Here is a 17,073-nt window from a genome sequence, read left to right on the forward strand (position 1 = left end):
GCCGCCCTATTCCTTGCTGGCTCCCAACTGCAATGGCATTTGCACTTCGGAACCGCCGTCGGACTTTTTATCCAGTGGCTTAACCTGCCATTTTCCAGCCTCCAGGCCCACCTCGCCCAGATAATGCTGCACCGTTTCCAGCCGCGCATTGGCCAATGCTTCCAGGTCTGAAGGCTCAACCTTGGCCTGGTTGTTCAACGCCTCCAGCAGTTTGCCGTAGCGGGCAACATCGTCCTTTTCTTCCTTGATGGCATTCAATGCCTCCGGGGAGAGTTGCTCCTTCGCCAGCTTATCAAGCGCGGACTGTGCCTTTTTATTGTAAATGTCCACCGGGCCAGGTTTCTCACCGGCTTCCAGCTTGAGCCCCATCTTTGCGGCCACCTGGTTACGCACGGCTTGCTCCTGCAATGCGCGGCCATCCGTTTTTTCATCCACTACGGGCGCAAACTGCAATATCAATGCAGGCCGCTTGGTCAGCGCTTCGCTGATCACCTTGAGCTTTTCCTGCTCTGGCGGGGCCAGCGCAGCGCTACCAGGGTCGAACACCAGTCCCTCCAGCTTTTCCGAGCTGATACCGAGCAGCTTGCCCAGGGCGCGGAACGGAGCGGTGACCAGTTTGCCCAGCACATTGACGATCGCTTTCCAGACAATCTTGCCGTAGCTGAATTCCGGGTCATCCAGACTGCCCGATACCGGCAAATCGAGGTCGATGATGCCATTGCTGTCCTCCAGCAAGGCGATGGCCAGATCCAGTGGCAAGTTCACTGCCTCCTCACTATCCACCTTCTCGCCCAGCTTGAGTTTGTTGACGATGAACTTGTTTTCACCAGCCAGCTGGCGGTTCTTGATCTTGTATTCGAGATCGACCGACAGCTTGCCGGAATCGATGCGCCTGCCGGCGAACTTACCGGAATAAGGCGTCAGCCGGTTCATTTCCAGGTTGCGGAATGTCAGCTTGAGATCGGTAAAATCCGTGGCCTGGAACGGCTGCAGGGAGCCACGAATCCGCGCGGAGCCATAATCATCAACCTTGCCGTCCAGCTCGACCTGTGCCGTCGTATCCGGTTTGGTGGACATGCCGTTGACCACGCCCGACAGTGTATGGATATGCGTGCCAAACTGCGGCGTCAATGAAAGATCGGCAAATTCAAGGTTGGCATTGTCGATGCGGATACGGTCGACAGCCACAGGGAAAACAGCTGCATCTCCAGTCGCAGCAGGCTGGGGCTGGCTTGCAGGAGATGTTGCCTGCGTGGCCGCTGGCTGCTGCCGCAGGATACGCTGCACATTAAGCGAGTGATCCTCATAAATGATGAACTTGCCCTTCGGCTCATTCAGCTTGAGTTCGCTGATATGCAGACTGTCAGGTGCCAATGCCAGCTTGACGTTGTTGGCAGCCAGACTGCGCCAGCCCAGGAATGCCTGTCCGCTGTCTTCCTCAATGATATCCAGCTTGTCTGCATGCATGCCGCCCTGATATTGCAAAGCCAGCTTCTGCCCTTGCTTGAGGTTCAATTTACCCTGTAAACCCACGGTACCGCTGTTGAGCTTGAGCATGGCGAATTGGTTGACGTAAGGCGCAAAAGGTTTGAGCGAGAAATCCGTCAGTTTGAGCGCGATATCACCCTGCAGTGGCTCCGGTGCCAGTTTGCCATCTGCATTGAAGTTGCCGCCCTGCTTCACCTTGAAGGCAAGGCTGACAGGCAGGGCGCGCTTGGTATCCAGGCTGACATCCTTGACCTCCAGGCTGGCGTTTTCAATATCCAGCGCCACGGGCGTCTTGGTGCTTTGGTCGCTAAAATGCAGGCTGGCCCCTGTCACGGCAAAGCGCTGGAGGTCGAACGCCCACGGACCTTCGGTCGATGCTACTTGCGCTGGCGCGGCCTCGGATTGCGCGGCAGCAGCTGCCTGGGCGGGCTCAAGAATTGTCTGCCAATTGATCTGCTCGGCATCGCGCAGCACTTCCGCGCTCAAGCCTTGCAAGGTCACAGCCTCCAGCCGGGCCTTGCGCTGTGCTAGGTTCAGGCTGCCTCCAACCAGGTCAAGGCTACCAAGGCGAGCAACAGCCTGCTCATGTGAGCCAGAGCGCAGGGTAAAAGGCCCAATATGGCTCTTGAAATCCTCGACCGTGCTTTGCCCCTGTTCGCTGGCAAAGCTGAAACTGAGCGACAGGCTATCCGCCGCAAGCTGCAATGGCTGCTTGAAGGTTTCATCCAGATAATCGAGTTTCACGCCTTCCACACTGGCTTGGTTCAGGTGAATGTTCCAGGGCGAGTCGTCCCCCGCTTCCTGCGGTGCAGCATTGGCAGCAGCTTCATCTGCGTGTTCGGCAGGCACATGCAATTGCTGCCAGTTCACGCTGCCGTCGCGCAGCCGGGTGGCCTTCACCAAGCCCTGGTCGATATTGAAACTGCCGACATCCAGCTTTTTAGCCTGCAAATCCAGGCCGACACCGTCGGCCACCACGGACGGCAGTTCCAGCAGCGGTTGGTCTTGCTGGGTCAGCCTGACCTCATTCAACACCAGCTTGAGCCCATCGAGTTGCACTTGCGCCTGCTCCTGCATCTTGAACTGCAGGTTGGGCAATTCGGCAGCCAATTGCTTCAACTCCAGCCTGCCTTGCTGCGCCTGCGATTGCAGCAAGGTGGCGGCCGCATTGTCCAGCGCCAGGCTGAAATCGCTCACGGTGGCTTCGGGCTTATCCTGCACCATGGCAAACTGGTAGCCAAAGCTGGTCTTGAGCACGCCATCCTCCAACTTGACCGGCAAGGTATCCGGCGGCAGCACTTCCAGCAACTTGGCCAGCTTCAGACCTTCCAGCTCGACCTTGCCGCTGGAAACAATCGGGTTAAGGCCCAGCTCACCCTTCCATTTCAGAGTACCACCCTGTTCGGGCAGTTTCGCCAGAATCGCGTAATCGCCCAGGTCTTCCGGCAAGGTGGAAAAGCCGTCCAGCTCGAGTCCCAAGGGCTCAAGCACCGCGCGGAACGGTTCCGCGCGGTTGCCGTCAATATATTCCATATCGCCGCGCTCAATCAGGATATGGTCGATGAGCAACCGCGCCATGCCTTCGCTTGGCTTTTCCTCAGGGGTCTCATTGAGTTTGGCGATCAAGGCGGCCCAATTGCTCTCGCCGCCCGGCAGTACTTCAAACGTGACATGCGGCGCGGACAGTTGCACTTCCTTGAGGCGCCAGGCAAAGCGGAACAACCCGCTCAGCTCCAGGTCGGCATGCAGGCGCTCAAATCCGGCCAACGGCGCTCCTTCCGGCGTGGTCAAGCGCAGTTGCGTCGCGGTTACGGCAATACGCAACGGATCATAATCAACCCGTTCCACCTGCAAACGACTGGCGAGCTTGTTTTCTGCAATCCATGGCAACAGGCGCTGGGCAAGCGGATTGACGGCAAAATAGCCCAGCAATAAATAGGATACCCAGAAACCAAGTATCATCAGGAAAGGCAGGCTGGTAAGCCCCTGCCAGATTTTCCGTCCCAGTAAATTCCTGCCTGCCATTGCTTCCTCCTTGCCAGTATGCTGGCTTAGAGCGACTTAAAACCTCTTCTGGCGCCGTTGCCCTACCCTGCCGTACCTCCATGTACTGCCTGCGGCAGAGCGCTTGACCAAGAACACTACGCCAAGTTTTGTTAGCCGCTCTTATGCTTGTTATTCTTCAAACTATTTCTTTTAATGCGCGTAATCAAACACCAGGCTGAAAGTCACCGGCACAACCGGGCTGATAGAAGGCAATTGCGCAACTTCGCGCAATTTCTCAATACCTTCGGTATAACCCAGTGCCGCGGCATCAATCAATAACGGTTCGATGGTGCTGACCAGCAAACCTTGCTTTCCAAGGCCTGCCACACGCAGCCTGGCCTCCAGCGGAATGGTCTTGCCGTTGACGGCCAATTGCAACTTCACCGCCTCAATCTTGGCCTCGCCTGCTGCAGGCGCCTTGAATGTATTGACAGTGTTTCCGGATATCTCGGCCTGCGGGAATTGAGCAATATCGAACAACATGGTCTTCATGCGCTCGTCACGCACTGGGATGTTGGTATTCACGCTGGCCAGGCTAATGGTGGCCTTGAAGGCACCGTTTGCGCCGACCATACCTGCAAGCTGGTTGAAGCGGTGCGTTTCGCCGATGGTGTTTTTCTTGATCGAGACGAAATTCAACACCGAGGCTTCGTTATTCAGACTCCAATCCGCCATCGCGCCTTGCGAAAACAACATGCCCACTCCAAGCACAGCGGCAGACACCATAGAAAAACTCTTCATCTCATCCTCCATTTATATATCCGTTACGCAATATCAAACCCGGTCCACTGCCCTGGCCAGGTAAAACCACTCGCAGCCAGGCTCGGCATCCGGGTTGGGGAAAACAATATGAGCCGCCTCCTGCGCACGAAGTTCTTCACCGTCTGCGCGTATGCCGATCAGTTCTCCCGCCTCCAGCCGCTCAAAACTGCGCCATCCACGCGCCAGCCTGTCGTCCGGACTCTCTCTATCTACAACCTCAAACAGGCGTAGTGTCGTCCTGTTGGCCGCTTCAGTCGGCTTTACCTGCCCGCTCAATCCCAGCCACGCCAGGGTATTCAATATCGCCCGGTACGCCACCTCGGGCGCAGCGGTATCCTCATGCTGCCCGCACTCCAGTGTCAGGCCGTAACCGCCCTGCCGCCGCATATACTCTGTGGTGCCCACGCCATATTGCACGTCCTGCTCATCACAACCACTCATCTGTTGTCGGCGGCGAACGCCGCTGGCATAAGTGTCCAGCCAGCCATCCACAAATAGCTCCACGCCAAGATGGCGGGCCAGTGCTTCCTCTTCCGCTTCATGGGTAAACGGCTCCAGGTCGCCTTGGTTATTCCTGGGGCCGAGCATGGCAAAAGGTCGGCCTGGGGTATGGAATGAATGCAGATCCAGCAACACGTCATGGCTGGAAAGCAGCGGGCACAGCCAGTTAGCGACATAATCTTCAAACTGCTGCGGAAAATCAGTAGGAACCAACCTGCGGTTGAGGTTGCGTTCGCCCATGCGAGTATATTGAGAGCGGGCTAGCGGATTGCAGACAGGAACAAAAGTAACGCTGCCGCTTTCAATGGTAAGCGTGCCGCGCTCCAGCTCATCAAGGATGCGCCGAATGGCGACGGTGCCACAGGGTTCGTTGCCATGCACGCCTCCCAGGATAATCAGGCGCTTGCCGGGCCGCATCCCTTGAAAGGAAATGGATTGAAAATGATGGCTCATGCCTGATTATCACCGCTGGAGCGCCATCTTTGCAATGCGAGGTGCAGTTTTATAGGTCCAACCGCAGCCCTATTTCGATGCTCCTGCCCAACTCCGGCGCGTAGTAGCACAGGAACGATGTGCAATATTGCGCATGCTCCTGACTCAGCACACCATGCCGAAATATCTTAATTATCTTTGTAGTTTATATGGCATGAGGCGCTCGGCCTTGATGCGGTACCCGGCGAATCCCATCGCGGTATTGCTGGAGACGGTTTCCATCAAGCCGCTGACCGAGACAGGGCCATATTGCTGCGCCGCCTGGTTCAAGGTTTTCTGCTGGTCCTTGGGCAATGGCTTGGGCAGGACGATATGAATTACCTGGTTGCTGGGCGGCGGCGGAACGTGGATGCATGCGCCGAAATAAGGCACCAGCAGGAATTCGCGCACCTGTGTCCCGTTCATGTCCAGGGGCACGACGAATCCCGGAATCTGCACGTGCTGCTTGTCCAGCTTTTGTACGATGGGAGCGTCGTTCCAGGCGCTGCGCATCTGTTCCAGCGCCTCGATTGCGCGCGGATCGGCGTCATCCAGCTTGTCCAGGTCCAAGCCCTTGAGCGATTTCATCGGGTCCCAGTCCGCAGGCATCATGTCGTCCCAGTCCAGGGTTTTATAGGCCGGGTTCGCTTTCGAAACGGCCTTGGCCTCGCCGATGCGCTCGCCCACCTTGTAGTCGGCGGCCAGCGACGGGGTGTGGCTGGTGATAGCAGCGATCATGCCCAGCATCCAACAAATCTTATTCATTCTCTTACTCCGATTGATTGTTCCTGCCGTGCGTTTACAGCCTGGGCGTGAGGCCATCCGCCAGCGAGAGCCTGTAGGCCATCCAGGCCGGGAACAGGCTCGCCAACAGGCCGACCAGGGCCATGGCGGCAAGCAGGCGAAGTTCTTCCAGGCTGGGCCAGCTGGCCGTCATGCCGATGCCGAAACGGGCCTGCATGATGGGGGCCGCGCATAGGGTGGCGATAGTCAGCGCGATCAGGCCGGTCACGATGCTGACCAGGATGACGAATATCCCTTCATACATCAACAGCAGCAGGATTTCCCTCGGTTGCGCGCCGACCGCCCGCAGGATGGCGAGCTCGCGTCGCCGCTCATTCAGGCCGGCCATGATGACGGCAACCAAGCCGCTCAAGCTCACCACGACCACAATGGCGGATACCGCCATCAGGCTCTTTTCCGCCACGCCGACCACCTGCCATAGTTGCTCCAGCGCCAGGCCGGGCATGACGGCAAGCAAGGGCTCGTCCTTGCTTTCATTCACCATCCGCTGCACGCGGAACACGGCCGCCCGGCTTTTCAGGCCGATCAGCACGGCGGTGACGTCCTTGGGCTGCAGGTCGAATTTCTGCACGTATTGCGGCGGAATCTGGAAGCCGGGAGTTGGTGCGCCGCCCATCCAATCCAGGTGGATCGCACTGATGGCTTCCAGGCTGACGTGCACGGTGCGGTCGACCGGCGTACCGGTAGGCTTGAGGATGCCGACGACGGTGAATGGTTTATCGCCGTGTTGTGCCAAGTTGTTTGCGCTGCCCATTCCATGGCTCAGGATGATGCGGCTGCCTATCTGGTAACCGAGCTGCTTGGCGACATCTGCGCCCAGTACCGCGTCGAAGGTCGCAGCGAATGGTTGGCCAGAGGCAAACTCCAAGGGCAAGCGGTCGCCGTAACGGTAATGCCTGAAGTAATCCTGGTTGGTGCCCAGCACGGCGAAGCCGCGATGCGAATCTCCCAGCGAGATCGGCACGCTCCAGGCCACCATGGGATGCTGCTTCAGCTTTTCGTAACTGGTCCAACTGATGTTGTTGGTGGCCTCGCCGATACGAAACACCGCGTACAGCATCAGCTGGACCGGACTGGTGCGCGCACCCACTACCAGGTCGGTGCCGGAGACGGAGAGGCCGAATCCTTGGTGCACCTGCTCGCGTAGCCGCTCGACCCCGAGCAGCAGCATGACGCTGAGGGCGATCGCCATCACGGTCATGCCCAGCGTCAGCTTGCGGTTCCAGGCGCTGTGCATTGCCAGCTTCAGCAGGTATTTCGTATTCATTCCGCCACCTGTGCGCCTACCCGGTTGAGCTCGGCGAGTGCAATGCTGCGGTCAAAGCTGGCGGCCAGTCGGTGGTCGTGGCTGACGAAGATCAGGGCGCTGGCGGAAGCGAGGCATTCCTGCATCAACAGGTCGATGAATGCCTGTTGATGGCTTGCATCGAGCGCGGAGGTAGGCTCGTCGGCAATGATGATTTCCGGCCTGCCGATCAATGCCCTGGCTGCGGCAACGCGCTGCTGCTGGCCTATGCTCAGGGTCGTCACCTTGCGGTGACTAAGCGCGGCATCGATGCGGAGCGCCGCAAGCAGGCGCTGTGCTTCCTGCGCGACGTCGCCAGCAATGTTGTTGCGCCGGTATGCCGAAAAGCGGCACGGCAGCAATACGTTGTCCAGCACCGAAAGATAGGGGATCAGGTTGAATTGCTGGAACAGGAGGCCGACATGGTCGGCGCGGAAACGGTCGCGCGCCGCGCCGTTCAGCGTTTCTAGTCGTTGGTTCAAGATGTCGATGGTGCCGGCCTGGGGAAGGTGCACGCCGCCGAGCAATCCCAACAGCGTGCTTTTGCCGCTGCCGCTCGACCCGTGCAGGAAGATATGTTCGCTCGGCATCACGTCCAGGCACGCGATATCGAGGCAGGGTTGCCCTGGCGTCCATTCAAATTGCAGGTTTTCGAGGTGAATGACCGGTGACGCCATGCCTACCATGCGACCTGGTTTTGCCCAGGGGCGAGCCTGGCGATTTTTCGGGTTTGCCCGGCTACGACCTGGACGTCGATCTTGTGCAGGTGGGGAAACTGTTCGAACAATCGCACGCTCAATCCCTTCAATTGGTTTGGTTCGCTGCATTCATAGGCAAACTCGGCATCGAGGTCGGCGTGATGGTTGTCGTGTTGATGATGGTTGTCTGCGAACAACGGTGATTCCAGGGTAATCGCCGTGCTTTTGCAACCAGCCTTGCCCGGCAGGTCAAATAGCCGGGCAGGTGTGAACAGTTGTTTTTTCAGCGCGTCCACCGCTGCCTGCTCTTGCGGGTTGCGGGGAGCATGCTCGAAGCCCAGCAAGCTTTCCATGGGGCTTTCCAGCGCGAGGATCAATGTCTTGCCTTCCATGGCGATGTTCAGTTTGGCGGCTCCGTGCACATGGGCATGCTGCTCATGCGCGCGCGCAGGCGTCGTGGCGAGCAACAGGCTGCCGATGAATAATCCACGGATGAATAACCCGGAGTATAAATGCATAAGTCTCCTTCCTGATCCTGCCCACGCTAATGCCGTGGTTAGTGGTGGTGAAGATGCTGGGCCGCCAACGACACGGCAACCCCGACTAGTATCAATGCAACCTGGACTGCGCCATCCTTTAGCGAGCGTTGACGCTGTAATTCCGGCACCAGGTCGGCGACGGCAATATAGATAAAGCTCGATGCCGCGACGACCAGTATCACGGGGATCGCGGTTTGCATGGTACCCAATGCCAGCCAGCCGAGAAAGCCGCCCAGCACCATAGCCGCGCCCGACATGGCATTGAGCAATAGGGCTCGGCTTTTTGACAGGCCGGCACTCAGCAATACCATGAAGTCCGACACTTCCTGGGGTATCTCGTGCAGCATGACCGTGACAGCCATCGCCCAGCCCAATGCCGGGTCGGTCAAGAAGGCGGCGGCGATCAGCACGCCATCGACAAAATTATGCAATCCGTCCCCGATCACGATCATGGACACCTTCTGATCAAGAACGGTTTCATGGGCCTCGCCGTGCGTATGCCGGTGGTCGTGTCGCCATAATGCCATTTTCTCCAGCAGGAAGAACGCCAGGATGCCGGCCAGCAAGATCCAGCCGGCGTCATCGGGCGATAAGCCCGATTCGATCGCTTCAGGCAGGATGTCGGTCAAGGCAAAGGCCAGCAAGATCCCGACGGCGAATGCCACCATCTTGTCCGCGACCCGTGCCAGGATGGTGAGCGAGACGACGGAGGAGATCAGGACTGAAACGACGCCGCCCAACAGGGTGGCAATGCAGATCGAGAGCAGGAGCATGGAGCGGCGGCGCTAATTCATCTGCGCGAATAAGGTCAAGTGCTCATCACTGCTTTGGTTCATGCGATATTCCTGGCAGGCCATCAAAGGTCGATCCGCATGCCGATCTCGATATTGCGGCCCAGCTCGGGCGTGTAGTAGCGCAGGAACGATGTGCTGTTGCGGATTTCCGCATTGGTGACGTTGCGCATGTTGATGAAAAGGTCGCCGGTGAACCAATTGGGTACTTCGATGCTGCGGCGCAACGCGATATCGACCTTGTTATAACTATCGGTTCCGGGCTCGGACATCATTTCGTTGCCTTCGCCCGTTGGCATCGTGCCGGTACGCTTCTGCGCGCGGACATGGGTCAGGCGGACGTCGCCATCCCATCTGCCCATGCCAGCTTGTATCAGCAAGCCATGCCGGGCGGGCGTGAGGCGCGGCACGTGAGTGTTGTCGTCCAGCATGCCGCGTACCTGGTCGGCAAATACGCTGGCGCGGAATTTGCGCACTCCAGGAATTTGCAGTGGTAAGCCAACTTCAGCCTCGTAACCGTAAAAGTGTGCATCCTGCTGCTCATATCGCATATTAAACATGCAAGAACCGTCACACTTTCCTGCCCCTCCTTTCGGATAGTAGAAGCCATTATGGTTTCGCATAAATCCATCGTTCTGCTGGTAGATGTAATTCTCAGCAGCGTATTTGAACAGGTTGAGGTTGGCATCCAGCTTACCGAGTTTTTGCTGCAGGCGAATATCCCAACCATTCAAGGTCTCAACCTCAAGGTCTCTTGAACCGATGTCATAGGTCTTCGTGGCTAAATGCGGGCCAAATGCCGCAAGCTCCTGGATATCTGGCGCACGTCTGGCAATCCAGCGGTTGATGGTGATGCTGCCAGTTTTGTAGACACGCTTCAATGCCAGCGTATAACTTTCGGGGCTGAAATCTTTTTTTGCTGCAGGGATAATCCCTGGAAAGTTGCCGATATGAATAGGCTGCGCATTGGCATTAATCTTACTTTTCTCCTTGCGGAAACCAAACTCCAACTGCCAGGGATTGAAATCGAGCGTTTCAATTAAGTAAAAGCCTTTTGTATCTATCTTTGATTCGGGTACAAATGCCTCTATGCCCAAGGCAGCAAAATCACGGTTGATGCCATGAAAGCCCAAAGTGCCGGAAAGCTTGGGAAATAGCCGGTGATTGAATTCCAGCCGGTGTTCGATAACATCATTGCTAAAGCGGGTTTGTTGCAAGCCGTTGCTGAGTTCATCGTGATGGTAATTGGATTTGCCAATGCGCAGCGCGATGCTTTCCAGCCACTCATAAGGCAGGAACAACTCCCCTTTGAGATCGATGCGGTCCTGCTGCATATCAATACGCACGCGTTCTGCTTGCTCTACCGGACCGCCATGACTATGAGGAAGGCCCATCGGGATGCCATAGTTGTTGGCATAGTGGCTGAGCGAAACGCCCATGTAGCCCATCTCGCCAAAGATACTGGCGCCGACACTGCCCCCCTTGCTGCGGGCATTGGTATTGCCTGTGTATCCATGAGTATTTTTGTCGCCTGGAGGTTCCATCCACATATAGGCGAGTGCAGCTTCATCAATGGCCATGCCTGGCACGTGAATATCGTTGCTCTCCCGCCCGTGCACATCGGCATGGAAAGCCACCTGGCCTGCCTTGGTGAGCAGTTCGGTCGCCATGATGCGCTCGTCATGGTTGGTATTGAAGCGCAACTGCGTAGTGACCTTGGTCTTGGCCGGCAAGCGCTCGGGAATGCGGCCATCCGTGATTTCCACCGCGCCGCCGATGGCGCCGCCGCCATTGCGTATTGTGGCCGGGCCGCGCAATACCTTGATCTCCTTTGCCAACAGGGATTCCACCGTGGTGCCGTGGTCCGGGCTCATGGCGGAGGCGTCATGCGTGCCTACGCCGTTGACCATGACCCGGGTGCGCGAGCCATGCTGCCCGCGGATCAGCGGCAGGCCCACGTTCGGGCCGAATGTGGCGTTGGCCACGCCCAGTTCGTCCTGCAGGGTGGCCCCCAGCGTCGCCGCGCTTTTCAGCATCAGCTCCTTGCCGGAAAGCGTGCTAGACGGATCCAGCGAGTTGGTCAGTTCTTCCGGCGCAGCCTGTACTTCAATGGCGTCCAGCACAATGGAAGGGCCTTCTTCGCTTGCCTTTTCTGCCGCGAATGCCAGTACCGATAGAAAAGCGCCGGGAAAAGCCAGGGAAATCAGTGCGGCAAGGCGGCAGGAGCGTGAGGGGTCGACAGGGGGACGCACATCTAAACCAATAAATTATCTGAAGTTTTCATGATTGCAATCATTGTAATGCTACTAAGTTGCATTGTGCAACAGTGTTGTATATCATGGATTACGGTTCAGATAGTGTATCTGGATGGGAATTTATATCTTCTTGTTTATAAAGGGAGTAATGCCATGCGTCATTTGATCGCAACTATGTTTGTAAGCGCGAGCTTGTTCAGCGGGGCTGTATTTGCAGAGGACCTGCATGCAGGTGATATCATCGTGACACTGAACAATGGCCAGTTCGAGGTGGGTAGCGCTGACTCAGGGCTGCACTATCAGGAAGGCACCGGCTATGCCATTTTCGAGGGCGATTTCCGCGATTTTGCCCGCGGTCCTTACGCGACAAGCAATCCTGGCTTCGATAGCCCAACTAATACCTTTGCTCCTGGTTCTATCATCGGTTATCAGGCAATTGGCAACTTGTGGTCCTGGACAGGCGATGTTTGGACCAATGTTGTCAACAATGGTGAAACCATCAGTATTGCAGGCGCTTATGGCGAAAGTACTACATGGGGCGTTGATGGTATCAGTGGCGATAGCTTTGGCCTGATTGGCCAGGCTGACCCCACAGGCAAGATTCACTCTCACCTTGATTTCAGCATCAGCTCGGCTTCAGGCTCTCCAACCGATGGCGTCTATTTCATTACCTTGCAACTGGTTTCGCTTGAGTTGCAAAATGACGCCTTGGTACTTTCCAACAACGGTTATCTTTCCTCCAATCCCTTCTATCTCGTGCTTAACAGTGGCTTGAGTGCAAGTGACGCTCACCACGCACTCCACGACCTGCAACACAATCTGGTCGTGGCTGTACCTGAACCAAGCACCTATGCCATGTTCCTGGCAGGCCTGGGCCTGATGGGCTGGCAGTTGCGTCGTCGTCAACAGGGCTAATCCTGTAAGAAAAGCACCCTGATGGGTGCTTTTCTTTGAGCACCAATCAAGGAGCAAGCAATGATCAAATCTTCTATATTGGCATTCGCCATGTTGAGTTACGCTACCTTTGCCCAGGCCATGCATTACGATGTGCGGGTGGGTACCAGCAACGGCCCGGTCGCTGGCAGCAAGATCGACATTGATTTTTATGGCGATTTTGACTTGGCTGGCAAGTTGCCTGTCGATACCCAAACCGGTTACAAGATTTTCCCGGGATATTTTGATGATCTGGAAGGCGGACCGCGCCTTACGGATGACCCTGGCTTTCAATCCTTTGCCAATACATTTAAGTATGGGGAGGAAATACATTTCAGGGCGCTGGGAACCTTATCCTACTGGGATCCGAATACCGGACTCTGGGGTGATGCGGCAAGCGGGGCCACGGTAACGCTTTATGGCGCAATCCCGAGTGATGTTTTTGTCAATTACATGTTAAACCCACGTAATTCGACTTATGCGGCTCAATACAATTACTATGCCAAAGGTACTGTTTTCAGCACGGACGGCATTAGTGGGCCCGAGACAGCTGCCATTGATGCAGCCAGCCAGAATGGGACTTTCCACTCTCATCTGGATTGGGCGTTATCCAGTTCTGCACCGGCAGGAGCGTATCTTCTGACATTGCAGATATGGTCCCCAACCATGGAAAACGGTGAGCAGAAATACATAGACTCCGACCCTTTCCATGTATTGTTCAAATCGGCCGGCATTACCCAGGCGCAATACGATGAAGCCTTCAACTTGCGCATCGCTGCCCCAGTGCCTGAACCCGAAACATGGGCAATGCTAGGTATCGGTTTGAGTTTGCTAGGCTGGCGTTTCAGAAAAAGGCATAACCGAGAATCCATTCAATTGTCGGCTATGTAACGCAAACAAAATACCTAAGATAAGCTTATATCGTCACGCTCTAAAAAATTATCTGGGTTATTTGGCAAAACACTTGGTCTGATCAGGATATTTAATATATAATCCGGCCTCGTTTTGCGGAGAGGTGGATGAGTGGTTTAAGTCACCACCCTGGAAAGGTGGCACAGGGGCAACTCTGTCGAGGGTTCGAATCCCTCCCTCTCCGCCAAGTCATTGATAAACTGTTGATTTTTTAGTAACCCATTGGAATCAATCAGATAATCCGACCCGATCGCTACACTTCAATGTTCCACTTTACATTGGAGATGTGTGCGATATGTCCTCAGAGAAGTATCTCGAATTACGCGGTTCTACCTGGTGGTTCAGGCGCAAGGTGCCTTTAGCCGTCATCCCGCAGTTTCAACATCGTAAAGAAATCCGTCATAGTCTAGGCACGACCATTCGCAGTGAAGCGGTCAAGCTGGCGCGTCTGCGTGCGGTTGAGCTGGATCAGGCCTTTGAGACGGCCTTGGCCCGTGAGCGTGAACGTCTGTCCAAGATGAAGCCGATCATGCCGGTGACACTAACCCCGGAGCTTATTCGTTCTGTATGTGAGCGCTGGATACAGTCGGTGGTGTTGAATAATGATCAGGATAGAGAGCAGGGCTTTGCTGACGTGTCGTATGATGATATTACTGTGAACTTGCAGGAAGTTGATCCTTTTATTGGGGCTGTTATTAATTTCGTGTTTGAGGCATAACATCTTCCCAAGGAGTATTTATGCAACGCAAACCCAAGACCCTATGAGCGCCGGTTTACTGGCTTTGACGACAAGATCGTCGCCATGTACGCCCGAGGCATGATGGTGCGCGAGATACAGGACTTTCTGCAGGATCAGTTCGGTCACCGTCGAGGTCATGACCGAAGTGACTGTCTGGCAAGCCAGACCGCTCGAGCCGATGTACTCGGTCGTGTTTCAGGATCGCTTTGTCAGGCTTTATTTGTGAGTCTTAACCAGCCTTGAACACGGAATTTCTGACAGGCCCGGCCGATGGCTTCATAGTGGCGTATCATTTTTGCCGATACGCCGCTAGTGGCCGCTGCTTCTCCTATACTCCTGCTCCGCAGGCCGCCAGCGCCGCAGCATGAGGGCATTGGTCACGACGCTGACCGAGCTCAGCGCCATCGCCGCCCCTGCCACTACCGGGTTCAGCAGGCCCAGGGCGGCCAGCGGGATGCCCACCATGTTATAGACGAAGGCCCAGAACAGGTTTTGCTGAATCTTGCGATAGGTGCGGCGCGAGATGGCGATGGTATCCGCTACCATTAGCGGGCTTGCCCGCATCAGGGTTACGGCGGAGGTGTGCATCGCGACATCCGTGCCGCTGGACATGGCAAAGCCGATATCCGCCGCCGCCAGCGCCGGCGCATCATTGATGCCGTCGCCCACCATCGCCACGATGCGGCCCTGCCGCCGCAGGCCGGCAATGACGCTGGCCTTGGTGTCCGGCAACTGCCCCGCATGCCACTCGTCCAGCGCCAGTTGCTGCGCAATGCGGTTGGCGCTGGCCTGGTTGTCGCCTGTCAGCAGCAATACCCGGATACCCAGCGCATGCAGATTCTGGATGGATTTGGCAGCTTCAGGCTTCACCTCGTCGCCGAAGGCCAGCAACCCCAGCAATTGCAGTTCGCCCTGCTCATTCTCCGCCGCCAGCCATGAAATGCTATGCCCGGCCTGCATCAACGGCGTCACGGCATCATGCCAGGTTTCCGTCGCCACGCCCGCCTCCTGCATGGCGTGCTGGTTGCCCAGCCAGACACGCCTGCCCTGCACTTTGGCCATCAAGCCGCGTCCGGGCAATGCCACGGCTTCCGTCGCGGTATCGACGATGAGGCCTTTGTCGCGCGCATAGTCCAACACCGCCACCGCCAGCGGGTGATGGCTACCTTGCTCCAGCGCGGCAGCCAGGCGCAGCAGCCGTTCCTCCTGCCCGGGTGCAGCCACGGCCTGGATGATGCGTGGCTTGCCCACGGTGAGAGTGCCGGTTTTATCGAATACGACGGTATCAATGCGGTGCGCCATCTCCAGCGCATCCGCATCCTTGATCAAAATGCCATGCCGCGCCGCCACGCCTGTCCCGGCCATGATCGCCGCTGGCGTGGCCAGGCCCAGCGCGCAGGGGCAGGCGATCACCAGCACCGCCACCGCGTTGAGCACAGCCTGTTCCCAATTGCCGTCATGCCAGACCCAGGCGGCCAATGTCAGCGCGGCAATCACCAGCACTACCGGCACGAACACGGCGCTGACCTTGTCCACCAGCCGCTGGATGGCGGGCTTGGCCGCCTGCGCATCCTCCACCATGCGGATGATGCGGGAAAGCATGGTCTCGGCGCCAATCGCGCTGGTTTCCACCAGCAGCACGCCATCGAGGTTGACCGCGCCACCTGCCACCTTGCCACCCGCGCCTTTTTTCGCTGGCGTACTCTCCCCGGTCAACATGGCTTCGTCCAGATAGCTGCTACCCTCGCGGATCACGCCATCCACTGGAACGCGCTCGCCCGGACGGATCACGACCATGTCACCGACCTCGATGCTGGACAGCGGCACATCCTGCTCCACGCCGTCGCGCCGCAGCCTGGCCGTTTCCGGACGCAATGCCTGCAAGGCGCGGATGGCCTCGGTCGTCTGGCGCTTGGCGCGGCTTTCCAGCCACTTGCCCAGCAGCACCAGCGTAATCACCGCGCTGCTGGCCTCGAAATACAGATGTTGCGCATGCTGCAACAGCAGGTAAACGGAAAGCCAATAGGCCGCCGACGTGCCGATCGCCACCAGCAGGTCCATATTGCCGGAAAGATTGACTGCCGCTTTCCAGCCGGAACGGTAGAACCGAGCACCAAGCCAGAACTGCACCGGCGTTGCGAGCAGCCATTGCAGCCACCCCGGCGGCATCCAGTGATAGCCAAACAGCATGCCAACCATCGGCAATACCAGCGGCAAGCTCAGCAATGCCGCCACCGCGACCTTCCAGCCATCCTGGGCAGGTTCGGCCAGGTGCGTGGGCGCATCCGCCCGGACCAGGCTCGCCTGGTAGCCCAGCTTGGCTACCGCCTGCTCCACCTGTTGCGCAAGGTGTGCGCCCTCAGCCTCTACATGCGCCTTTTCGGTCGCAAGATTGACCGTGGCGAGCTTCACGCCCGGCAGTTTGTTCAGGGATTTTTCTATCCGGCTGGCGCAAGCCGCACAGGTCATGCCGGTAATGGCGAAATCCAGTTTTTCCAGTGAAGCCTGCTCTGGCATATGCTCGGTTCCTTTTTCTTGTAATCCAGAAGACTTTTACCGATCGATCTTAAAGCCTCCCACCATAGGAAGGTCAAGACTTGACTTTACCATGATGGAAAGGTTCATACTGTGTGCTGTTCATTATCAAGGAGCCTTCCATGCATGAATTCAAAGTCAATGACATGAGCTGCAATCATTGCGTGCACGCCATTACCCAGGCAGCCCTTGCGCTTGACCCGCAAGCCAAGGTCGATATCGACCTGCCCAGCAAGATCGTGCGCATAGAAAGCAGTGCCTCTACCGAGGCATTCCGCCATGCCATCGACGAGGCCGGTTATACGGCGGAATAG

The 17,073-nt window shown here is 57.0% G+C and carries 15 protein-coding genes, 1 tRNA gene and 1 pseudogene; 6 read left to right on the forward strand and 11 right to left on the reverse strand.

Going from position 1 to position 17,073, the window contains the following annotated elements:
* Positions 1 to 6 precede the first annotated feature (6 nt).
* The 9 genes from V7Z75_RS04820 to V7Z75_RS04860 form a co-directional block, all read right to left on the reverse strand.
* Positions 7 to 3,513, reverse strand: a complete 3,507-nt coding sequence (locus V7Z75_RS04820; protein ID WP_334107490.1) for a DUF748 domain-containing protein — start codon at positions 3,511 to 3,513, stop codon at positions 7 to 9.
* Positions 3,514 to 3,684: 171 nt separating this feature from the next.
* Positions 3,685 to 4,275 carry a YceI family protein gene (locus V7Z75_RS04825; protein ID WP_334107491.1) on the reverse strand — a complete coding sequence of 197 codons (591 nt, stop codon included), beginning with the start codon at positions 4,273 to 4,275 and terminating at the stop codon, positions 3,685 to 3,687.
* A gap of 33 nt (positions 4,276 to 4,308) precedes the next feature.
* Positions 4,309 to 5,250 (reverse strand): succinylglutamate desuccinylase/aspartoacylase domain-containing protein, encoded by a 942-nt coding sequence (locus tag V7Z75_RS04830; protein WP_334107492.1) that lies wholly within the window; start codon positions 5,248 to 5,250, stop codon positions 4,309 to 4,311.
* A 171-nt stretch (positions 5,251 to 5,421) separates the two neighbouring features.
* Positions 5,422 to 6,033, reverse strand: a complete 612-nt coding sequence (locus V7Z75_RS04835) for a DUF3299 domain-containing protein (RefSeq protein WP_334107493.1) — start codon at positions 6,031 to 6,033, stop codon at positions 5,422 to 5,424.
* A 34-nt stretch (positions 6,034 to 6,067) separates the two neighbouring features.
* Positions 6,068 to 7,339 carry an ABC transporter permease gene (locus V7Z75_RS04840; protein WP_334107494.1) on the reverse strand — a complete coding sequence of 424 codons (1,272 nt, stop codon included), beginning with the start codon at positions 7,337 to 7,339 and terminating at the stop codon, positions 6,068 to 6,070.
* On the reverse strand, positions 7,336 to 7,947 hold the full coding sequence (locus V7Z75_RS04845; protein ID WP_334107495.1) for an ATP-binding cassette domain-containing protein: 612 nt from the start codon (positions 7,945 to 7,947) through the stop codon (positions 7,336 to 7,338). Before V7Z75_RS04845 ends, V7Z75_RS04840 begins: the two co-directional genes overlap by 4 nt.
* Before the next feature lie 89 nt (positions 7,948 to 8,036).
* On the reverse strand, positions 8,037 to 8,573 hold the full coding sequence (locus V7Z75_RS04850) for a DUF2796 domain-containing protein (protein ID WP_334107496.1): 537 nt from the start codon (positions 8,571 to 8,573) through the stop codon (positions 8,037 to 8,039).
* A 38-nt stretch (positions 8,574 to 8,611) separates the two neighbouring features.
* Positions 8,612 to 9,367: a ZIP family metal transporter gene (locus V7Z75_RS04855; RefSeq protein WP_334107497.1), complete on the reverse strand. Its 756-nt coding sequence runs from the start codon at positions 9,365 to 9,367 to the stop codon at positions 8,612 to 8,614.
* A gap of 83 nt (positions 9,368 to 9,450) precedes the next feature.
* Positions 9,451 to 11,637, reverse strand: a complete 2,187-nt coding sequence (locus V7Z75_RS04860; RefSeq protein WP_334107498.1) for a TonB-dependent receptor — start codon at positions 11,635 to 11,637, stop codon at positions 9,451 to 9,453.
* A 156-nt stretch (positions 11,638 to 11,793) separates the two neighbouring features.
* On the opposite strand from V7Z75_RS04860, the gene V7Z75_RS04865 reads away from it, so the two are divergent.
* From V7Z75_RS04865 to V7Z75_RS04885, 5 genes and pseudogenes are all read left to right on the forward strand, one after another.
* On the forward strand, positions 11,794 to 12,555 hold the full coding sequence (locus tag V7Z75_RS04865) for a PEP-CTERM sorting domain-containing protein (protein WP_334107499.1): 762 nt from the start codon (positions 11,794 to 11,796) through the stop codon (positions 12,553 to 12,555).
* Between the two features lie 60 nt (positions 12,556 to 12,615).
* Entirely contained in the window at positions 12,616 to 13,464 is an 849-nt protein-coding gene (locus V7Z75_RS04870; RefSeq protein WP_334107500.1) for a PEP-CTERM sorting domain-containing protein, read from the forward strand.
* A 118-nt stretch (positions 13,465 to 13,582) separates the two neighbouring features.
* Positions 13,583 to 13,672: transfer RNA gene (locus V7Z75_RS04875), tRNA-Ser, on the forward strand.
* Between the two features lie 108 nt (positions 13,673 to 13,780).
* Positions 13,781 to 14,203: a DUF6538 domain-containing protein gene (locus V7Z75_RS04880; protein WP_334107501.1), complete on the forward strand. Its 423-nt coding sequence runs from the start codon at positions 13,781 to 13,783 to the stop codon at positions 14,201 to 14,203.
* Between the two features lie 42 nt (positions 14,204 to 14,245).
* Positions 14,246 to 14,426: pseudogene (locus V7Z75_RS04885) on the forward strand (transposase); the annotation flags it as partial.
* A gap of 7 nt (positions 14,427 to 14,433) precedes the next feature.
* Here V7Z75_RS04885 and V7Z75_RS14185 read toward each other — a convergent pair.
* Together V7Z75_RS14185 and V7Z75_RS04890 are read right to left on the reverse strand one after the other, a co-directional pair.
* Positions 14,434 to 14,598 carry a MerR family DNA-binding transcriptional regulator gene (locus tag V7Z75_RS14185; RefSeq protein ID WP_442919873.1) on the reverse strand — a complete coding sequence of 55 codons (165 nt, stop codon included), beginning with the start codon at positions 14,596 to 14,598 and terminating at the stop codon, positions 14,434 to 14,436.
* Positions 14,534 to 16,741 carry a heavy metal translocating P-type ATPase gene (locus V7Z75_RS04890; protein WP_334107502.1) on the reverse strand — a complete coding sequence of 736 codons (2,208 nt, stop codon included), beginning with the start codon at positions 16,739 to 16,741 and terminating at the stop codon, positions 14,534 to 14,536. The genes V7Z75_RS14185 and V7Z75_RS04890 overlap by 65 nt, the downstream gene beginning before the upstream one ends.
* Before the next feature lie 140 nt (positions 16,742 to 16,881).
* Between V7Z75_RS04890 and V7Z75_RS04895 the strand changes: the two genes are divergently transcribed.
* Positions 16,882 to 17,073 (forward strand): heavy-metal-associated domain-containing protein, encoded by a 192-nt coding sequence (locus V7Z75_RS04895; protein ID WP_334107503.1) that lies wholly within the window; start codon positions 16,882 to 16,884, stop codon positions 17,071 to 17,073.

Origin of the sequence: Methylobacillus sp. (assembly GCF_036844465.1) — a bacterium.
Classification (GTDB): domain Bacteria; phylum Pseudomonadota; class Gammaproteobacteria; order Burkholderiales; family Methylophilaceae; genus Methylobacillus.

Bases quoted from the DNA above. Each gene is read 5' to 3' on its own strand.
- V7Z75_RS04820 (WP_334107490.1), bottom strand. From the start codon at position 3,513: ATGGCAGGCAGGAATTTACTGGGACGGAAAATCTGGCAGGGGCTTACC.
- V7Z75_RS04825 (WP_334107491.1), bottom strand. From the start codon at position 4,275: ATGAAGAGTTTTTCTATGGTGTCTGCCGCTGTGCTTGGAGTGGGCATG.
- V7Z75_RS04830 (WP_334107492.1), bottom strand. From the start codon at position 5,250: ATGAGCCATCATTTTCAATCCATTTCCTTTCAAGGGATGCGGCCCGGC.
- V7Z75_RS04835 (WP_334107493.1), bottom strand. From the start codon at position 6,033: ATGAATAAGATTTGTTGGATGCTGGGCATGATCGCTGCTATCACCAGC.
- V7Z75_RS04840 (WP_334107494.1), bottom strand. From the start codon at position 7,339: ATGAATACGAAATACCTGCTGAAGCTGGCAATGCACAGCGCCTGGAAC.
- V7Z75_RS04845 (WP_334107495.1), bottom strand. From the start codon at position 7,947: ATGCCGAGCGAACATATCTTCCTGCACGGGTCGAGCGGCAGCGGCAAA.
- V7Z75_RS04850 (WP_334107496.1), bottom strand. From the start codon at position 8,573: ATGCATTTATACTCCGGGTTATTCATCCGTGGATTATTCATCGGCAGC.
- V7Z75_RS04855 (WP_334107497.1), bottom strand. From the start codon at position 9,367: ATGCTCCTGCTCTCGATCTGCATTGCCACCCTGTTGGGCGGCGTCGTT.
- V7Z75_RS04865 (WP_334107499.1), top strand. From the start codon at position 11,794: ATGCGTCATTTGATCGCAACTATGTTTGTAAGCGCGAGCTTGTTCAGC.
- V7Z75_RS04870 (WP_334107500.1), top strand. From the start codon at position 12,616: ATGATCAAATCTTCTATATTGGCATTCGCCATGTTGAGTTACGCTACC.
- V7Z75_RS04880 (WP_334107501.1), top strand. From the start codon at position 13,781: ATGTCCTCAGAGAAGTATCTCGAATTACGCGGTTCTACCTGGTGGTTC.
- V7Z75_RS14185 (WP_442919873.1), bottom strand. From the start codon at position 14,598: ATGCCCTCATGCTGCGGCGCTGGCGGCCTGCGGAGCAGGAGTATAGGA.
- V7Z75_RS04890 (WP_334107502.1), bottom strand. From the start codon at position 16,741: ATGCCAGAGCAGGCTTCACTGGAAAAACTGGATTTCGCCATTACCGGC.
- V7Z75_RS04895 (WP_334107503.1), top strand. From the start codon at position 16,882: ATGCATGAATTCAAAGTCAATGACATGAGCTGCAATCATTGCGTGCAC.